This window comes from Weissella sp. LMG 11983, from assembly GCF_025908495.1.
GTDB classification, from domain to species: domain Bacteria; phylum Bacillota; class Bacilli; order Lactobacillales; family Lactobacillaceae; genus Weissella; species Weissella fermenti.
In genome coordinates, this window is the sequence record NZ_JAOZFD010000001.1 from 73,614 (window position 1) to 92,596 (window position 18,983).

19 protein-coding genes, 1 pseudogene and 1 other annotated feature are annotated in these 18,983 nt (G+C 45.4%); of the genes and pseudogenes, 3 read left to right on the forward strand and 17 right to left on the reverse strand.

What is annotated here, in order from left to right:
- Window positions 1-178: 178 nt before the first annotated feature.
- The 6 genes from OIT45_RS00505 to OIT45_RS00530 form a co-directional block, all read right to left on the reverse strand.
- A complete protein-coding gene (locus OIT45_RS00505; RefSeq protein WP_199404906.1) occupies window positions 179-1,114 on the reverse strand; it encodes a hypothetical protein in 936 nt (311 codons plus the stop codon).
- Window positions 1,115-1,308: 194 nt separating this feature from the next.
- Window positions 1,309-2,481, reverse strand: a complete 1,173-nt coding sequence (locus tag OIT45_RS00510) for a metal-dependent hydrolase family protein (protein ID WP_264339759.1) — start codon at window positions 2,479-2,481, stop codon at window positions 1,309-1,311.
- A gap of 16 nt (window positions 2,482-2,497) precedes the next feature.
- On the reverse strand, window positions 2,498-4,078 hold the full coding sequence (locus tag OIT45_RS00515) for a peptide ABC transporter substrate-binding protein (protein WP_199404904.1): 1,581 nt from the start codon (window positions 4,076-4,078) through the stop codon (window positions 2,498-2,500).
- 194 nt (window positions 4,079-4,272) lie between these two features.
- On the reverse strand, window positions 4,273-4,440 hold the full coding sequence (locus OIT45_RS00520; RefSeq protein WP_199404903.1) for a hypothetical protein: 168 nt from the start codon (window positions 4,438-4,440) through the stop codon (window positions 4,273-4,275).
- Between the two features lie 92 nt (window positions 4,441-4,532).
- Window positions 4,533-5,435, reverse strand: coding sequence for an IS3 family transposase (locus OIT45_RS00525; RefSeq protein WP_264330023.1), 903 nt, complete (start codon window positions 5,433-5,435; stop codon window positions 4,533-4,535).
- Window positions 5,436-5,455: 20 nt separating this feature from the next.
- Window positions 5,456-5,773 carry a helix-turn-helix domain-containing protein gene (locus OIT45_RS00530; protein WP_199405062.1) on the reverse strand — a complete coding sequence of 106 codons (318 nt, stop codon included), beginning with the start codon at window positions 5,771-5,773 and terminating at the stop codon, window positions 5,456-5,458.
- 135 nt (window positions 5,774-5,908) lie between these two features.
- Here OIT45_RS00530 and OIT45_RS00535 point away from each other — a divergent pair, with 135 nt between their 5' ends.
- Window positions 5,909-6,169, forward strand: a complete 261-nt coding sequence (locus OIT45_RS00535) for a transposase (RefSeq protein WP_264329950.1) — start codon at window positions 5,909-5,911, stop codon at window positions 6,167-6,169.
- Window positions 6,170-6,171: 2 nt separating this feature from the next.
- Window positions 6,172-6,999 (forward strand): IS3 family transposase, encoded by an 828-nt coding sequence (locus OIT45_RS00540; RefSeq protein WP_264329899.1) that lies wholly within the window; start codon window positions 6,172-6,174, stop codon window positions 6,997-6,999.
- 280 nt (window positions 7,000-7,279) lie between these two features.
- Here the strand turns inward: OIT45_RS00540 and OIT45_RS00545 are convergent, their stop codons facing one another.
- The 6 genes from OIT45_RS00545 to OIT45_RS00570 form a co-directional block, all read right to left on the reverse strand.
- Window positions 7,280-7,615 carry a transposase gene (locus tag OIT45_RS00545; protein ID WP_264339760.1) on the reverse strand — a complete coding sequence of 112 codons (336 nt, stop codon included), beginning with the start codon at window positions 7,613-7,615 and terminating at the stop codon, window positions 7,280-7,282.
- Window positions 7,616-7,718: 103 nt separating this feature from the next.
- A complete protein-coding gene (locus tag OIT45_RS00550) occupies window positions 7,719-8,540 on the reverse strand; it encodes an energy-coupling factor transporter transmembrane component T family protein (RefSeq protein WP_199404868.1) in 822 nt (273 codons plus the stop codon).
- 6 nt (window positions 8,541-8,546) lie between these two features.
- A complete protein-coding gene (locus OIT45_RS00555; protein ID WP_199404867.1) occupies window positions 8,547-10,229 on the reverse strand; it encodes an ABC transporter ATP-binding protein in 1,683 nt (560 codons plus the stop codon).
- A 57-nt stretch (window positions 10,230-10,286) separates the two neighbouring features.
- Window positions 10,287-10,847: an ECF-type riboflavin transporter substrate-binding protein gene (locus OIT45_RS00560; protein WP_135797653.1), complete on the reverse strand. Its 561-nt coding sequence runs from the start codon at window positions 10,845-10,847 to the stop codon at window positions 10,287-10,289.
- Window positions 10,848-10,859: 12 nt separating this feature from the next.
- Window positions 10,860-11,705, reverse strand: a complete 846-nt coding sequence (locus OIT45_RS00565) for an S-adenosyl-l-methionine hydroxide adenosyltransferase family protein (protein WP_199404866.1) — start codon at window positions 11,703-11,705, stop codon at window positions 10,860-10,862.
- Between the two features lie 46 nt (window positions 11,706-11,751).
- Window positions 11,752-12,011: a binding site (T-box leader), on the reverse strand.
- Window positions 12,012-12,087: 76 nt separating this feature from the next.
- Window positions 12,088-12,990, reverse strand: a complete 903-nt coding sequence (locus OIT45_RS00570; protein WP_199404865.1) for an NADP-dependent oxidoreductase — start codon at window positions 12,988-12,990, stop codon at window positions 12,088-12,090.
- A gap of 129 nt (window positions 12,991-13,119) precedes the next feature.
- On the opposite strand from OIT45_RS00570, the gene OIT45_RS00575 reads away from it, so the two are divergent.
- Window positions 13,120-13,491: a helix-turn-helix domain-containing protein gene (locus tag OIT45_RS00575; RefSeq protein ID WP_199404864.1), complete on the forward strand. Its 372-nt coding sequence runs from the start codon at window positions 13,120-13,122 to the stop codon at window positions 13,489-13,491.
- Window positions 13,492-13,533: 42 nt separating this feature from the next.
- On the opposite strand, the gene OIT45_RS00580 is transcribed toward OIT45_RS00575, so the two are convergent.
- From OIT45_RS00580 to OIT45_RS00600, 5 genes and pseudogenes are all read right to left on the reverse strand, one after another.
- Window positions 13,534-13,686 carry a hypothetical protein gene (locus OIT45_RS00580; RefSeq protein ID WP_199404863.1) on the reverse strand — a complete coding sequence of 51 codons (153 nt, stop codon included), beginning with the start codon at window positions 13,684-13,686 and terminating at the stop codon, window positions 13,534-13,536.
- Window positions 13,687-13,828: 142 nt separating this feature from the next.
- Complete coding sequence (locus OIT45_RS00585) at window positions 13,829-14,596, reverse strand: hypothetical protein (protein ID WP_264339761.1); 768 nt, start codon at window positions 14,594-14,596, stop codon at window positions 13,829-13,831.
- Window positions 14,597-14,672: 76 nt separating this feature from the next.
- Window positions 14,673-15,647: a LacI family DNA-binding transcriptional regulator gene (locus OIT45_RS00590; protein WP_199404861.1), complete on the reverse strand. Its 975-nt coding sequence runs from the start codon at window positions 15,645-15,647 to the stop codon at window positions 14,673-14,675.
- Between the two features lie 89 nt (window positions 15,648-15,736).
- Window positions 15,737-16,976, reverse strand: a pseudogene (locus OIT45_RS00595) (glycoside hydrolase family 32 protein).
- The gene (locus tag OIT45_RS00600) at window positions 16,973-18,910 is read right to left on the reverse strand and encodes a sucrose-specific PTS transporter subunit IIBC (RefSeq protein ID WP_264339762.1); all 1,938 of its coding nucleotides are present in this window, start codon (window positions 18,908-18,910) and stop codon (window positions 16,973-16,975) included. Before OIT45_RS00600 ends, OIT45_RS00595 begins: the two are co-directional and overlap by 4 nt.
- Between the last annotated feature and the right edge of the window lie 73 nt (window positions 18,911-18,983).

Below are 18,983 nucleotides of genomic sequence, written 5' to 3' on the forward strand. Positions count from 1 at the left end.
GTCGCACAAGCTCATCAGCCTTGTTTTTCGTATTGAAATTTACTCCTTTAGCACTTAATAAAAACGACTCCAAACGTATCTGCTAAGAATGAAAATTCCTATGTACTAAGAAACACTACCAGCTCGCATTAATCCGTGACCTAGCGTTTAACAGCTACCACATTCTCAATTTGACATTTTACAGCGTCACGTCTATCCGAGCCTTACTATCAATCACCGCAAATTTCTGCAGTAACTCCATAACAGGCAGATCCAGCCTTTCCCGTTTCACAACCTTCGTAGAAATATCCTTGTGTGCCTCCATATGCCACAACACCGTTTCGGTAATATTGTTTGGCTCACCATAGAATGCAAACGCAATCATCGCACCAACGGACTGATGCCCTGGCATATGTGCAATCCCAGTAATTCCATCTACCGATTTGGTTATACCTTTACCTAAGTCATGGAACATCGCGACCTGGCGTAGCTCATCTGCGGGTGCTGCCTTAATTGTCATATCAATGTGCTCTTTAATCGACTCCAAATGATGTGGATTATCATGACTTTGGTAATCAAGCTTAATTTCATCTGCTAGCGGCGTTACCAATAGTTGGGTGAACAGTTCATCAGCAGAATGACTGGTAATTATCTTGTCACGGTCTACTGTGTTGAAGATATCAGAGTGAATAATCACTTCATCAGCATCTACACCAATTCGCGGTGGTTGAAAACTAATGTACTGTGCTTTAACCGACTTTGATGACAAGCCGTTTTCGTCATTCATCAACTCAGAGTATGACCGGATAAAGAAATGCGTCGTGACTTGTGACACACCATATTTAGGTTCTTTATAACGGTTGTACATCCCCCGCCGACGTGATCGCGTTAAGTTGCTATCCAACAACACAAACACGCCCTCTTCATTTTGCAGAATTGCCGTATCCAACAAATTGTAAATGCGGTTATACACCGTAACATCTTGGGTGTGGGTGATATCAAGCGTCCCATACTGGTTGAGTCGCTCTTGAAAAGCATCAAATACGCGAATATTTGAATTGTTACGCTGTAATTGTGCAACAAACGCAGCCATGTCACCATTTGATAAGCCAGCCGTTAAAATGAGTTGTTTCATGACGTCACCTCCTTCAACAGAAAAATTCATGCATAACTGTCATTATCTCACATCGTTAGAACCAGCTTACCATGCGCGCCGCCATTTTGTAGATGAAGTTACGCACTCGTTTAACTGACCAATTGAGCCATTTTCTCTATTTGTAGCAAACCACAGAAAAAGCCAGGGCACGAATCCCCCTGGCCAGAAATTATTTAATCTTGCGACTGAAAGACCAACTGTCCCTTTTTGAATACTTGTCGCTCTTCTGCAAACGCGTGCAGGTCTGCCAACGGATTATTCCCCAACACAACAAAGTCTGCTAACTTACCATTAACCAACTCACCTGCATCGTCAGCCACATGCAACAACTCGGCACCTGACACCGTGGCCGCAAGCAATACCTGCGCCGGTGTCACCCCCGCTTCCTGCATCATCAACAACTCCTGCACAACCGCTGTTTGGAAATCATTGTATGGCGTACCCGCGTCGGTCCCCATCGCCATTTTCACACCTCTTTGGACAGCCAGCTTCATGCTATTCATGTGAGCGTCTGCAACTTCTTGTGCCTTCTTAACCATAAAGTCCGGTAGTACATCTGGGCATCGATTGATTGCCCAAGGTGCTACTAACGTTGGCACAATAACCGTTCCTCGCGCCAACATCATATTAGCAGCTTCTTCATCCATATAAATAGCATGCTCCACTGAATCTACACCAGCTCGAACAGCATTCTTAATACCAACGGTGCCTTGAGCATGCGCAGCCGCTGTAAACCCCTTATGGTGGGCCTCCAGTACTGCAGCGGTTAACTCGTCTTCGTTCAATTGCACATCAGTCGGTTGTTCGCCGTCAACACTGACACCCCCGGTCGCCATAAGCTTTACGTTCTTGGCCCCCCGTTTCATATTTTCACGTGCCGCTTTACGAGCTTCATCCGGTCCATCGACTTCACGACCTAAATTGGCGCCGTGACCCCCAGTCATGGTCAACGCCGGACCACTACCGACGATTTCCGGCAACAATTGCTGACCTTGTTTCTCCAGATTAGCTAGGGTTAAATCGACATCAAAAGTCGACCCCATATCTCGCACGTAGGTAACACCCGCCGCAAAGGCCTGCTGCAAATTATTCAGCGCAACAGTTGTATCAACTACTGGGTTCACCCCAGCAGTAAATTGGCCATATGGATCCAATACCACATGAACGTGCGCATTAATCAATCCCGGCACCACGTATTTACTCGTTAAGTCGACAACCCGCGTCATTCCCGAATCGTCGAGTTCTACTAACCGACCAGTTTCATCATTAACCGTGAAATCCATTCGCGTGAATACCTCGGATTCTCCAGTAAATACTTGTGCATTTCGATACGTTGTTAGGCTCATATCACTATCCTCCAAATTACTTCTTAACTGCGCAGGTAAAATCAAACATTGACCCAACTGTGTTAACTTGAACACCCTTTACCTTGCTATTCATCAACGTTGCGCTAGCTGGGTAGTACAACGTAACTGCTGGCACGTCCTCTTGTAGTACCTTATCGGCTGCACCTAAGTCAGCCATACGCTTCTCTTTGTCTTGTACATCTGTGGTTTGCGCATCGCTCACAGCCTTGTCGTATGCTTTGTTTGACCACTTACCAAAGTCCATCTTAGCCCCAGTCGTCCACAACCCCAGGTAACTTAGCGGATCGGCATAATCCCCACCCCAACCAGTAAGTACCAAATCGAAGTCTGATGACAGCATTTGCTTAACGCGGGCTGGCTTTCGCTCTGTTTTAACAGTCACTTTCAGTCCCTTCAACTCTTGTAGTTGTGATTGTAAGAATTGTGCTTGATTCTTTGATGAATCATCTTCATCGGTTAACAATGTTAATTTGACAGACTTTTTATGTGCATCTTTCAATGCCTTTGACCATAGCTTTTGCGCCTTGACCTTGTTGTAGGTCGTATAGTCAGTTGCATAAGCTGAAGCAAAATCCTTACCAGTTTTGGGATCGGTTGCAACGCCCTTTGGTGTGAAGGTTGTGCTGTTGGTTCCCGAACCAGTCACAACACGGCTAACCATTTGTTCCTTGTTGACCGCGTATTGCAACGCTTGACGAGCGTTTTTGTCACCCAACACACTGTGAGTCACGTTAAGCGCCATATACTGTGCACGCGCATTCTTCAATTCACGGAAGTTCTTGTTGCTTTTAGCTGTTTTAACTTGCGTTGCAGTTAGCGTCGTGAAATCAACTTTGCCTGAGTTGTAGAGGTTATAACCTGTCGTTGAGTCAGTTACCGTTTGGAACGTTACCTCATCTGGCTTAACTTCCTTGGCGTCAACATAGTCTGAGTTCTTTTCCAATGAATACGTCTTGTTTGAGCCGGTCCAACCCTTCACCACGAACGGACCGTTTGATAGCGTTTCTTCAGCGGTTGTACCAAACTTGCTACCTTCTTTTTCAACGAACGCCTTATTTTGAGGATAAAATGCAGTCCCGACTAGCACTTGTGGCAAGATTGGTTCAGGTGCGTTTAGTGAAACTTGCAACGTCTGTTCATCCAACGCTTTTACACCCAATGTGTCAAAGCCCGTGCTTTTACCACTGTTCAAATCCGTTGCTCCAACCATATTTGACATCAAAGACGCGGATGTCGATTGGTTAGCTGGGTCCACCGTTCGCTGCCAGCCATAAACATAATCTGCCGCAGTGACCGGATCACCATTTGACCACTTCAATCCGTCGCGGAGCTTGAAGGTCCACGTCTTACCATCATCGGAAACCTTGGCTGAAACGGCATCAGCCAACTCACCCTTACCGTCCTTTCCCATGCGATAAAGCCCTTGACCAGCTTGTGAAGGATCCAAAGTCATCAAATCTGATGTCTGCGTCCAATTGATGGTTTTGCCATCCGCATGAGCAGCTACTGTTGCAGCCCCAAGAGCGGCAAAGACCGTCGCTGAAAGTAATACTGATTGTTTAACAAACTTATTCATAACCATATCTCCTAATATTCCTGTATGACCTACGAGAAAAAGTTTGAGCTCAAAAAAATATATAAAAAAACGGCTAGTATTCTGCGCAAAATACTAGCCGTTACTCGTTTACAAAGTAATTAAATTTGGCTAGCCATGATAATCTTCCTTGGGAAGCAGTCATGACTAGCGTTAGCATCTCAAAAAGCCAACCATCACTGCGAAATAATAATAATCGCAATGATAATTGGGGCAACCAACGTCATAACATTCAACTTTTCAACTGACACGTTCTTCATGACGTTGTCCTCCTTCTTTTTGATAAGTCTTAGTATATCCACATCATTAGAAAAGTCAACACTTATTTCTAATAATTCTTTCATAAGCGTCTCGCGCCTCTTAAAAAAATAAAAGCGCATCCAATTTGGTGTACTAGGCCCCGTCAAGTTGACGGTGGAAATAATATAAAATTTAACTAGGCGCTCGCACCGCCGTAAATGGCCATATTCCGGAATTCTTCCGGGGTATGGCCATTTATAGTTTCCGAACGTCGAATCAAGTTGAAGTAATCAATTCCTGCTTTGATTGCCTTAACTGCTTCCTTGAATGTGAAACTGTGTTGCTTATCCCACCATTCGACTTTGAAGTCATTCCAAAACTTCTCCATGATGGCGTTGTCGTATGGTGTTCCCGGGCGAGACATACTGCGATGAGCGTTGTGTCGCCTTAGATAGTTTTTGAAAGCACCAGAAGTATACGCTGCGCCACGATCTGAATGCACTAAAACATGTCGTGGATGCCCGCTAATTCGATATGCGCGCTGAAAAGTTTGGACAGCTGCAGCTGAAGTTTCTGTTTCGCTTACGTTAAATGAAAGAACGTACGTACCGTATAAATCAATCACGGCTGAAAGTTTAAGTGTGTGTTCTAGGTTTGCGCCGTAGCGCAATTCAGTCATATCAGTTGCCCACTTCTGATTAGGCGCTAAGGCAGTAAAGTCCTGATTCATCACGTTATCAGTGATGTACATTTCATTTGTCTTAATATGGTTGTGCTTCTTCTCTCGGATATCCGCACGGATACCGGCGATATGCATCAAACGACGAACGCGTTTGTGGTTGATACGTTGAGAAATTTCTTCATCAAGATTGATGTACATCGTCATTCGCTTTACCCCGAGGTTGTGCTTATGAGCTTCATCAAGGCCTCTGATTTTCTCCATCACGAGTTGGTTTAGTTGATCATTCGCCGTTTCAGACCGCCTAAGCCACTTATAATACGCTTGCTTAGATACTTCGGCGGCCTCGGCTAATTGATAAATAGGATATGCCGCTGGATTTTCCTCATGAAGTGCATGCATTGCTTCGTACAACAGCACGTTAGCGACCCGGTTTACAGTTACCTGCCTTTGCTTAGAATCTCTTGTAATTTTTTTGCTAGGTCTAACTTCATCTGTTGGGCCTTTAACTCAGCCTTTAGACGCTTATTCTCAAGAACGAGCTTATCCATTTCTGATAACTCGTCTGCTGTCTTCTTTCGACCACGGCCATCACGCAACGCTTCGAATCCACCAGCTTCAACCTTCAATACCCATGAGCGGACTTGTTGGTAGCTTACTTTAAACTCCTCTGAACTATGGGTGAAGTTGCGGTCGTGTTCGATTGCGTATGTTGCGATTTCAACTCGCTCTTCGAATGTTGTCTTGCGTGATGCCATGGTAACTCTCCTTGTACCTGCGCCTGAAGAACGCAGTTCTTGATTCCCATTATACTTTGAAACCTGCTCTTATGATGAGATTCCGGACTAGTTTTTCTAGTTTGGTAAAATATCATCATAGGAGTATTTTTATTTATGGTTACACGTTATGAAGAGGACTTTAAAAAGTCCATCGTGGAGATGGTTAAAGCGGGCCGTCGGCCCGATGAATTATCCAAGGAATACGGTCCTTCAGCCGATTTAATTCGGAATTGGGTCAAAAAATATGCGCCTGTAGAAGTGAATGGCGAATCAATATCAGCTGATGAATTGAAGAAGTTGCGTAAGGAAAACGCAATTTTGAAAGAAGAGCTCGAAATTTTAAAACGTGCGGCGGTGTTGCTGGCAAAACATTAGTTTTGCGCGGTAGAAGTGTTGTTTTACCAATTATCCACAAAAATTTGGTACAGGGGCACCGCATCACACGCGTTCTGAGTGCTTTGAAAATTCCAATGTCCACTTACTCTGACTGGATCCATTGGGAGCCGAGCGCACAAGAAATACAACACAACAAATTGAGAATTGCCGTCGAATCAATTTACACAGCCAATAAAGGCATTTATGGTTATCGACGAATTGCTAAAACCATGCGCGACTTATTCAAACTAGCAATCAGCGACCGCTTTGTATGGCAATTGATGAGTGAAGCTGGCTTGAAATCGCGTATGCAAAAGCGATATAACAAGCCTACAACAGTCAATGACAAAGATCAGATGCCAAATCTCATTATCAATCTGGATGACCTAAGTGGCGTAATTACAACTGACATTACGTATATCCAGTTGACCGATAAGACATGGGTTTACATGGCTAGTGCATATGATCCGGAAGACCGTAAGGTGCTGTCGTATCGAATCGCAGATACGATGACAGCTCAACTAGCAACCTCAGTAATCGTTAAGGCGCTAAGACGAGGTGAAAAACCACTGTATGTGCATAGCGATATGGGAAGCCAGTATACCAGCGAATTGTTTGAAAATACACTGGAGTCCATAGGTATTAGGCACTCTTACTCCCGTAAAGGGCACCCTTACGATAATGCCCGCATCGAAAGTTTTCACTCGTTACTCAAGAGGGAGCTGATCTACCAACAGGATTTCGAGAGTATCGCTGATGTGCAAGCCGCTGTTGGATGGTACGTCAACTGGTATAACAACAATCGTATATCACTCCGTGATGCCGCCTAGACCAATTTCTAGATGACATAAACGCGATTATACAAATTTGCCTATACACCGGCGTTTACAAGCACTGACTTTGTGAAGTCCAAAAATCACTCTGACAAGTGCTTATTTGCTATACCCTCAGACTTGTGAAATTCAACAAAATCCAAACTAGACCACCGTAACTCCATAGCCTCCGGCAGGCACAGGGGCAAAACCCCTGGACCCCATTAAAAAATGACCCAAAATCTGTACGAAATCAGGTCATTTTGAAAAATTTTCGTGGTACGAGCCCTAGCGGGCTCTAAAAAGAGGTCCGGAGTCTTGACATCAGAGCCACCCAATCAGATATTTGACTATCACTACGTAGTTTGAATCGTCGTGTCAATTCTCGTAATGTTCCTTCACCAGACAAGTAAGCTTGCACAACTTTACGCTTAAATTCCTTAGAATATTTTTGATTATCTTGTGATTCGCTAAGCCCCTCCATACCGAAATTAGCGTATAACCGCAACCAGTTATGCAATGCATTCAGCCCGACATTATTCGATAAAGCGAAGGCTCTCATAGATAAAGAAGACTTTTGATACGATTCAATCATCTTCAATTTCTCTTTAGGTGAATATTTTGATCTAGACATAGAAAAATCCCCTAGAAGTTGACGGAAGAAATTTATATTATTTCTTCCGTCAACCTCTAGGGGACTATAGCATGGACACGCTCTTCTTGTAAGTGACATACTTTTAAATTGACCACCAAAACCGCCCACCAGTAACTCGAATAAGCACAAATTCAATCACCACAAGTACAACCATCCCCACCAACACAATCCAATCATTACGACGGAAGGTTTGTTGATAGTACCAACTTCGACGTTTCTCTTTACCAAATCGACGCAAGTCCATCGACCGACTAATATCGTCAATCCTTGCCAATGATGAAAACAGCAATGGCATTAAAATACCAGCTGCACCACGTACACGTTGTACTAACGGCGCCTTCTTTGACATATCATATCCGCGTGCTTGTTGGGCATGACTGATGGTCACGAATTCTTGTTGAACATCTGGTATGTAGCGCAAGGTCAGTGCAACAGCATACGCAATACGATACGACACACCGATTTTATTCAATCCAGCTGCAAACTCACTTGGATTAGTCGTCAACAAGAAAATCAATGCCAACGGCAAACTGAAGACGTACTTCATCAACACGATCAATTCATACACTAATTGCTCAAGCGTCAGCGCATACGGTCCGCTCCCCAGTAACACCATCTTATGATGAAACAGACTCACGCCATATTGTGGCGCGAACACGTAAATAAGTACCACATTCATCAGAGCGAACACGCCTACAAAGTACACAACTGCCGAAACATCACGCCAACGGATACCAGCAACCACCAAACCCGCAATCGCAACAACTATCAGCAACGCCAAATAACGCAAATCAAAACTCACCATACCGCTCATCGTTAAAATCAAAAACGCGAGCAGCTTCGTTCCACCGGTCAACCGGTGAATAAACGAGTTCCCTGCGCGATAACCAAATAATTGATTCATACTCTCTTACTCTCCTGCAATCAATTGCGTCAACGCAGCCGGATTAGCCAAGTTAAAGCGTTGTGCTAAATCGTAGACTGTTGTGAGATGCAAGGCTGCCTTATCAACCAGCTCCTCATTCGTCAACAAATCTGCTGGTGTTGTATCAGCAATCAACTCACCATCCACCAATACCAACGCCCGTTCCGCAACACGCAACATCAGCGACATATCGTGCGTAATGACAATAACCGTCGTCCCCAACTCGTCATGTAGGTGACGCACAAATTGCATAATCGCTTGTGCATTCGCATAGTCTTGCCCCGCCGTTGGTTCATCCAAAATAAGCACTTGCGGTTGAAGAGCCAACACACTCAAAATCGTCAGGCGCTTCTTTTGCCCGTAACTTAGCACCGTCACTGGCCAATTACGCATTTCATACAACCCAGCCAAGCGCAACAAATCGTTCACTTGTTTTGTAATGTCTTCTTCAGCCACACCGCGCAATCGCAAACCACTGGCGACCTCATCGAAGATAATCGCTTGCGTAATCATCTCATTAGGATTTTGCGACACATAGCCAATATAAGACGCGCGTTCTTTAATTGAGAGCACGCCTAAATCACCGACATTTGCCAATGACAACTTACCGGCTGTCGGTGTGATAAAGCCAGCGATTATTTTACTTAACGTTGATTTACCAGATCCGTTTTTACCGACCAACGCCACAAGCTCACCATCATAAATTTCGGTAGACAGCTGATTAAATAGCGCCCGGTGGTCAAAGCCGAAGGATAACTCGTCGATTGTTAGCAACGGCTCTTTCGCCTTTCCAGTCGCTTTAATCTTTGGCAATGCTAACTGCGTGAGTCGTTCACCCAGGCCCTCGCCATCGATTGTTTTTGGACTACGAATACCGGTCACCACATTTAAATCAAAGCCTGTTTGTTGTACCACCTGTAAGTAGCCTGGCACCGCCAAACCATATTGGTGCAATGTATCGCTACGTAGCAACGTTTCTGGCGTGTCATCAAACGTTATCTGACCCTCTTCCAATACAATCACGCGGTCTAAACGATTTTGCAACACATCTTCAAGGCGGTGCTCAATCATAACAACTGTCAGCCCGTACTCCGCTTGCAATTGGTCCAACAATGCTAACATACGGTGCCCACTGGCTGGATCTAAACTCGCCAACGGTTCGTCGAATAACAAAATTGGACTGTCATCCACTAACACACCTGCCATAGCCACACGCTGCTTTTGGCCACCAGACAGATGTTGTGGTGCTATCGTCAGTAGGTCTTGCAAATCTAGTACATCGGCCCAGCGTTGCACTTTACTGATAATCTCGTCGTGCGTAGCATTATCGTTTTCAAGGGCGAACGCAATATCTTCAGCAACACTCAAACCAACAAACTGTGCATCTGTATCTTGTAGGACCGTTCCCACGGAGAACGAGCGCTCAAAGATACTGGCGGTCGTCGCATCCTGTCCGTCGATCAAAATCTTCCCGGTGAGTTCACCAGGATAGGCGTGTGGAATTAAGCCGTTGATCAGCTGCCCTAACGTTGTCTTCCCCGACCCAGATGGACCAGCAATCAAAATACGTTCACCCCGCTGAACGGTTAAGTTGATGTCACGCAATGTGGGCGCTGCCTGCGCATCGTACTGAAAGGTCACGTGTTGAAATTCTAATGCTGCTGTCACGTTCTTTTCCTCACTTCAATTTAAATATATGTATGACGGGCAATCCCGCCGAAAACGCTAATCTTCCTTAGTCAATGAACCGCGCTTCACTTGTGTCTTGTTGTACGCAGCTAAAATGATTGTTCCCAAAATCAAAGTTGAAACAAAGTTCACCCCGGTTGCAACGAACCCTTGGAGGAACACCTTGGTTGCCGGCTCACTGAAAATTAGGATGTCGCCAAGTGGCGCTACAATGCTCCAAGCAACGATGTTACCGATCAATTGCCAAACGTTGAACAAAACCGCTTTGCGTGTTGTAAAGTCACCATTCGTCAATTGCAAACGCTTGATGGCAAAACCAAATACCAACGCAAACACAGCATCTGCAATTACCCAACTCCACCAAACTGAGCCATAAGAAATCGCATCATTCAGAGCGTGTCCGATGAAGGCTACCAAGCCCCCGACAATTGGTCCGAAGATGGCCGTTACTAGTGCATCCCAAGCCTGTGCCACGTTAACTTGCGTGTTTGGAATACCGGTTGGAATTGCGACGAATTTAAATAGAATCAAGAATACAGCCGCACCAATTCCAGTTGCGACCACTGCGCGAGTTGAAAGTCCCTTTTGTTGCTTCATAATATTTTTCTCCTAAATTGCGGGTGTAATGTCGATTGACCAATCAGGTCCAGCACCGACGTTGTGGGCGGTTGCAAAGTTTCCAGTGTGAACTGCCAAGGCGACCGTGTATACCGAGTTGATATAAATCAAAGACTCGCCTGGTTGGACATCCGCAAATGTCTTCACGTATGGCAATGTCTCTTCATACTGCAATTGCCCTTGGTGATAAACACGAACGCGGTATTGCTTACCTTGCACAGCATGGAATTCATCTGTCCAAGTTTCCTCAGGAATATTCGTCCAAAGTGATCCAAAGTTAACATCCGTGATATCAATATTGCCTTCAATGGTGTCGCCGTTAAATTTAGAAAGGTGCAATGGCAACTTCACCACCTTGTCGAGTGGCAAAACCTCACCGATTTCTGCAAATGAAATTTCGCCTGACGCCAAGCGCGCACCGTTATAAACGTAAATGTCACGGCCGTGGAATGTCGCCGACTTTTCTGAGCCTGGCAAACGATCAATTGATTCATCGATAATGCGAACTTCTTCAATACCGTATAGTTCAGCCAAATGTGTGATGGTGCCGTTATCTGGTGTCACGACAAAGTGGCCGGTCTTTAGCTTTGCCACAATCGACAATCGGTCAGAGCCAACACCTGGGTCAACAACTGATACAAACACGGTCCCTGGTTGCCAGTACTTCACGGTCTGTGCCAAACGGAATGATCCTTCAAAAATATTGAATGGCGTAATACCATGCGTTAAATCAGAAACGACAATGTCATCAGATACTTGATAGGCAACACCATACATCGTTGATACGGCACCGTCTTGTAGACCAAAATCCGTTTGCAAAACCAAATGCTTACTCATGAAAAATTCCTCCAAATAAAAATCCCGGGGACGCTACAAATAGCATCCCCGGGACGAATTAACTCGTGTTACCACCCAGATTCGATAGACTGTCGCCAGTCCATCCTCAAAAAGTACGCCTTCCAGCTGATACAGCCTCCAGATATACTCGTACGCGATAACGGGCGCACCCGGCATTCACTTACTTGCGCTCGCAAATGCATAAAGCTCCAAGACCATTTTCTTAGTGGCTTGTTATCGATTCTCACCAACCATCGACTCTCTGATAAACTCGCCAGCTAATACTTATCTCTTCATCACTCGATGAAAATGAGTATATGCTGGTTATTAGTAAGTGTCAACAGTTTTTATCATCTTATTTTAATACTTCTAAGCAAAAGTATCATAACGTTAATATCAGCTTACCATGTACGCCGCCATTTTGTAGTCGCTCATAATCTAAGCGAACATTGTCAGCACTCAATGGCAACTCGCTATCAACCACCGCCATAAAGCGACCGCTACTCAAACCGTCCAACAGCGTTTGCACCGTTGCACCAGTTGGTTGATTGAAGAAATGCACAAAGCGTGGGTCACGGTGTGAACGCGCAACGATCGATAGCACATGTCCGTCAGCCTTAGTTGCTGCAAACGAATCTGCCAACACCTTTTCTGACCCAACCGTATCGTACACCGCATCATAAACTGCACCATTTGCAGTGATGTCATCCGTCTTGTAGTCAAACGTCGTCACTTGTGGGAACTTCTCACGCAAGAATTCCAAGCCCCAGCCGTGAGCTGTCGCACTAACCTTCGCACCAGCATCCAATGCTGTTTGCACCGCCATCAAGCCAACGGAACCGGCACCACCTTGCACGAGGACATTTTGACCGGCCTTAACTTGCAAGCCACGAACAATACCACTGTAACCGGTTTGACCACCTAGTACGACAGAAACCGCACTTGCGTAAGTCACATCGTCCGGGATGTGGGCTGCCAAATGAGTAGGAACTAGTACTTCTTCTGCATACGTTTCACCACCACGGACATTGGCTGCAACACGGTCACCGACCTTGAAGTTGTGCACATTGCGACCAACTGCAACAACTTCACCTGCAACTGACGAACCAAGAATCATTGGCGCACTACCACCACGGCTACCGCTACCAATCTTAATATCAATCGGATCAACTGCCACCGCGTGCGCCTTCACCAAGATGGCATCTGGTGTCACCTTCAAATCAGGAACCGTTTCATCTGTTAGTGATGCAAAATCACCAAGCTTCTTAAGAACTACTGCCTTCATTTTTCTTGCCTTCTTTTCTTATTTACGTATAGCCTAACACCATTTTCAGAAAGTGGCGAAAATAGGCGCCCCGACTAGCACCACGGCGGTATTTGTAGCATAATGAGATCAACGGAGGAAGTTGTTACCATGGCAAACTTTTCATCAATCACATTTGACCGAATTAAGGAAATTGCAGACAAGCAAGGTTATTCGTTGCGCACGATTAATAACGTAGCTATGCTCGGTCACAATACTATCTACGGCTGGAAGTTCAAGGAACCCACTGTTCGTCACGTTGAAGCAGTCGCTAACGTTCTTGGCGTTTCAGTGAACTACCTACTAGGTAATACTGATAACCCAGACAACAGTGTTGAAACACTACCACTGGCATTTGTGGATTTGGATACTGATTTAGAAGCGATTGTCTCACTAATCGAGTCAGCGAACCTTTCAAAGTTGCAGCTACAAACGCTAAAAGAAAAAATCGCCGAGGATATCTCGACGATTCAGGATAAGTAATGACGGCGATGGTGACATCGTCGTTTTTTCTTTTAGCAACGATTACAAAAATAAATCTGCAATAGACAAAACTATCGCGCCCAGGAAGGATTGCGTCTTATTTAAGCTTTTGGTTGCATGACGTCTGTAGATTACATAATTTCCTGCTACTAGCAAAATCAACACAACACCAATAAAAATATAAACTGCTGTCATACTCATATCCCCTCATACCATTGTTACTAATCATTAACCTAATTGTATGCCTGTTAAATATGCGACGCAAATCAATATTTAGTCGCAAAGTATGATTTCATATAAAAAATCGCCAAGGTAAACTTGGCGACCTTTCCAGTTATTAATAATTAAACGACTCACTAACCTTGTCCGCTTGATAACCCACGACGCGGTTCAACTCAGCCTTCGCTGCTTCATCCTGCGTGACTTGTCCCACGACGTCATTTTCTGATGCGTGTTCATCCCCATACAACGGCGCCAAACTACTTGCACCTTGGGCTAGCTTAAATTCATAGATATTCCCATCGTTTGCCACAATATACATATCCATTGAATGATTAGTGGTATCAGCAATGTGGCCATAATTTGCACCGAGGGTAAACTTCACGGTTTGCGCAGGTTGATAGCCAACTGTGCCATCGTAATTCTGCTTATCGTTCAAATCCTGCACTGGATAAGCATCCCAAACGTAGAAGCCAAAGATACCCTCAGCTTGTAAGCCACGACCATCATTTGTGCCATTAATGTAAAGCGGTCCATTCACCGTCTGGTAATACACTGGATCCGTATCATTAACGTCGGGCATATCAACCTCAAGATTCAGTGCTGACCCAGCCAGACGCATCTTCTCAGCCTGATTACCGACCCACTTAGCAAACTCATCCGTTTGCGCCCCTGAAAGTGTCAGCGTCTTCGGAAGTGCCGCCGTTTCTGATGTCGATGATGCCGACTTTGATGACTTGTCACTAGATGACGTCGAACTAGCAACTGATGAGCTAGTTGGCTTATCTTTCACCAATGTTTGGTTATAGTCTCGTCCTAAGAAAAATGCCACCGCACCAATCACAACTGCGGCGATTAGTACTAAAAATACAATCAATTTCTTCATAGCTCGCATCCTCTCTTGTCTAGATGTTTGTAACCTAATTCTAGAGCATACGAACTTAATTTACGTGGCACAAGTCTTACCAACTCGTACGACGCACCAAACTTCCTGCCAACATCGGATCATGTAAAACTGGCTCAGCTTGAGATAGGTCTTTTAGGCGACGGTACAACCATTGCCCCAAAACAAAATAATCAAACCCGACCGTCGTCAACGCTGGTGTCACAATTTCAGCTGCCGGCGAATTATCAAACGCCACGATTTTGACATCATCCGGAACGTTGAAGCCTTGCTCTTGCACTGCTGCCAGCGCACCCAATGCAATGATGTCCGTGGCCGCAATAATATACTTAGGCAACTCATGCGTTGCAAGATAATCACGCATAACTTCGATTGTTTCATTGCGCTCAAATGATGTATAGACCCGTTTCATTTTGCCGTCTAATGCTTTGATAATAGCATCGAAACGCACTTGACCGACGTTGTAGTCAACTGACGGGTCAACGCCAAGCAGCAACACATCACTTGGTTCGCCGTCGGCGATTAATGGCAACAACAATTCGCCGGCATGCTGGTTATCAACGTTAACTGTCTCAAATTGCGTTGACGGCTGTCCTTGCACAATGACCGGCACGGAGACTTGTTCGAGCGCAGCGGTCATTTCATCCGTAACTTGGCCAGTCATGACAATAATGCCATCAACGTTCTGCTGTGCCAGTTGCTTGACCGCTTCAACTTGGCGCTTCGCATCATGATAAGTATTAATCGTTAGAAAAAAATCATCCTGGTTAACATGATCCATACCCCGCATCATCTCAGTTAACGAGAATGACGCAAACGTTGGCACAACAACACCAATCATCCCACTGGTAGTCTTTTTCAAACTTTGCGCAAATCGATTTGGTTCATAGTCATATTCTTTAACAACGGCATCTAACTTAGCCCGCGTTTTGGGACTAACTGAACCATCATTCAAATAGCGTGAGACTGTGCTTTTCCCAACACCAGCTAGTCGGGCAATATCACTGATTGTCACTCTTTCTTTTTCGATCATCTCGCGCCCCTCCGTATTCATTTTATCAAGAATGAGCGCAAAAGAAATAGCGACGTTATCCGCAACGTCGCTATTTAAGACTATTTACCTTAATCGAAATATCTCGCCGTCATAACCGTGTCGCCTGATGTGGTATACAGTTCAACAACATCGTTATCAATAATCAAGAGCACATCCCCAGTCACGTGCGCCCGGCGCTCCTCCGTCTCACCAGACTCCCAAGCCACCCGTGTAAACGTAATGGTATCGCCATCGTGCTGGATAGACATCTTTGACGTCAACGACACCTGCCAAGTCTTGGCCGCCAAACGCCACAACCCTAACCCTGTAACTGCTTCTGGTTGCACAAGTTGGAAGTCACCCAATTCAGGAATCGCATACTGACGTAATTCACCGTCAACGATTGCCATGTCACGTGGCAACGACAAAACGTGCGCCCAACCAGCCTGCATCGTTGGCAATTGTTTTTCTCTAGCGGATGGCATCATCCCCGACCACCCCCACAACAGGTGACGATTGCCACGCGTCAAAGTTTGTGACGCGTAAAATTCAAATCCTTGGTCAAGCTCCCGGAATTGCGTTGTCACTTGGAAAAAGCCATTAACATCGTCAAACTCACCTAAAACATACCCCGTGTTATGAATATTCTGCAAACGGTCACCTTCTGCGGCAAGGCCTTGTGGTGAAAACATCAACACGTCCTGCCCATCAATCGTGACAAGGTCTGGACACTCCATCATATAACCACGATAAGCCATTATTTGGTCACCCAGAAATCGATCCCATAAACGTCCAATGATGCAAATCTGCTGATTCGTAGGCAATGATATCACCCGTTAAATCAAGTTTTTGGGCACCGAGCAACATGTAATAATGCCCATTTCGCTCGAAGACCTTCGGATCGCGAACGTGACGCGTATACCCGGTTGGTTGATCGAATAGCTTACCTAATTTTTCAAAGTGCACCCCGTCATCAGACACTGCCGCCATTTGAAATGATGCAACACTCTCACCAGCATCATTGCGCACGTTGCCGGTATAAAACGCGTAAAGTCGGCCATCCTTTTCGATTGTTGTGCCAGAATATATTCCTGAACGATCTTCAGGTAAACTAGGGGCGATTGCAACTGGCAAGCGTTGCCAATTCACCAAGTCATCACTGACAACATGCGCCCAAACCTTATAAGTATGGTCCAACGCGTTGGGATTCCACTGATAGAAAACATGGTATTGCCCGTTAAAATAAATCAAACCATTCGGATCATTAATTAAGCCATGTTCTGCATAAATGTGATACTGTTCAAATTTTGCTATATCTCCAATAATCAAACGATACTCTCCTTTTGGGCTGCCAATAATGGCTCACCTGCCGTTACTGATTGGTTTGCAATCTGCTGTACGTCTTGATATTGTGCTGTATTCGTCACAATCACCATGACATGTTCATCCAAACCAGTCGCTTTAATTTTAGCTGCCTCAAACGTTCCCAGTACTTCACCAGCTCGAACGTGTTGATTTTGCGTTACGGCCGTTTCAAAACCGTCGCCATTCATTGACACTGTATCCACGCCGATGTGAATTAGAATTTCAACGCCGTCATCACCCAGTAAGCCATACGCATGACCAGTTGGATAAACAACGGTTACCGTACCATTCACCGGTGCAAATACTTGCCCAGCCTCTGGCATGATTGCAACACCTTTACCCATTGCACCACTTGAAAAGACAGGGTCATCAACCGAACTCAACCGGTCAACCCGACCATCAACTGGCGCTGCTACGACAATGTCGCCCGCCTTTGGTTCGTAACGGACCGGCTCTTCGCTTACGGTTAAATCGTCACCAAAATGACGACGCTTGCCATAAACATAGGTGACCGAGAAAGCCAGAACGAATGCCAAGGCAATACTGATAAAGAAGCCAACCCACTTGGCCGCCGGAATGGCAATGAACCCAATCACCCCAGCTGGTCCCAATGAAGATGACAGCACGTGGAACAACCCAATCACCAAACCAGCAATTCCGGCTGAACCAAGGGCAATAAAGAATGGGAACTTGTACTTCAAGTTAACTCCAAACATTGCCGGTTCCGTGATACCAAGCATGGCGGAAGCCCCGGCTGATGACGATAGCGCCCGCAGCTTCTCGTCTTTTTTAGCCAAGAAGAACACCGCGAACGCTGCCGCTCCTTGCGCGACATTTGAAACCGCTGCAATTGGGAAGATGAAATCGCCACCCGTCTTCGTAATATCCGCAAGCAGCGTCGTTTCAATAGCTGGGAAACTTTGGTGCAACCCCGTCACGACAATTGCTGAATAAACGGAACCAAAAATTCCCATGCCCAGGAACCCAAGTGTTTGATAAAGTGTCACTAACCCATCGGTAAGCCCATTTGACAATGTTCGTAGGACGGGACCAACTACGGTGAAGGTCAAGAATCCCGTAATAATAATGGCAAACATTGGTGTGAAGGTGAAATCAATTGCGCCCTTCAAATGCTTATGGAAAAACTTTTCGATATTCGCCAAGATAAAGGCCACACCGATAACTGGCAGCACTTGGCCTTGATACCCAGCTTGTGCAATATGCAAGCCAAATATATCCCACGACGGCATCTTTCCAGCCGCCACGACGGACGCAACATCATTACCGTTTACCAAGGCTGGCATAACTAAAATCATCCCCGCAACGGCTCCCAAGATTTCACTACCACCAAATCGCTTCGTGGCTGTATAACCAATCAGGATTGGCAAAAACGCAAACGGTGCCGAAGACATTAAGTTAATCATGTCAGCCGCATCTTTAATTTGCGGAAACATCTGAACCAATGATTGCGGTCCAAATAAGTCCTTTCCCGTCAGAATATTATTCAACGCCATCAACAAACCACCAGCCGTCATTGCTGGAATCAATGGTACGAAAATATCGGACAATACCTGGACCACTGCCATAATCGGATTCTTTTTCTTGCCTTGTTGCGCTGCAAGTTCCTTAAGTTCTTCCGGTGTCGCTGTTTTAACCCCCGTTTGACTCACATAATGATCATAAACTTTGTTAACATCCCCTGGTCCAACAATGATTTGAAACTGACCATTTGAATCGAATGTCCCCTTCAAATCTGGATCGCTATCCAATGCTTGCTGGTCAATGCTGTCGCGATCCTTAACAATCAGACGCAACCGCGTGGCACAGTGTGCTGCCGTAATGACATTATCATCACCCAAAGCCTTCGCAACCCGCTTTGCAACCTCTTCGTGGTTCATAATATTTCCCCTCAATATTAATTTTGGAACCGGTTCCTTTTTTGTACGCACTTATTGTAACCGCTTTCAAAAA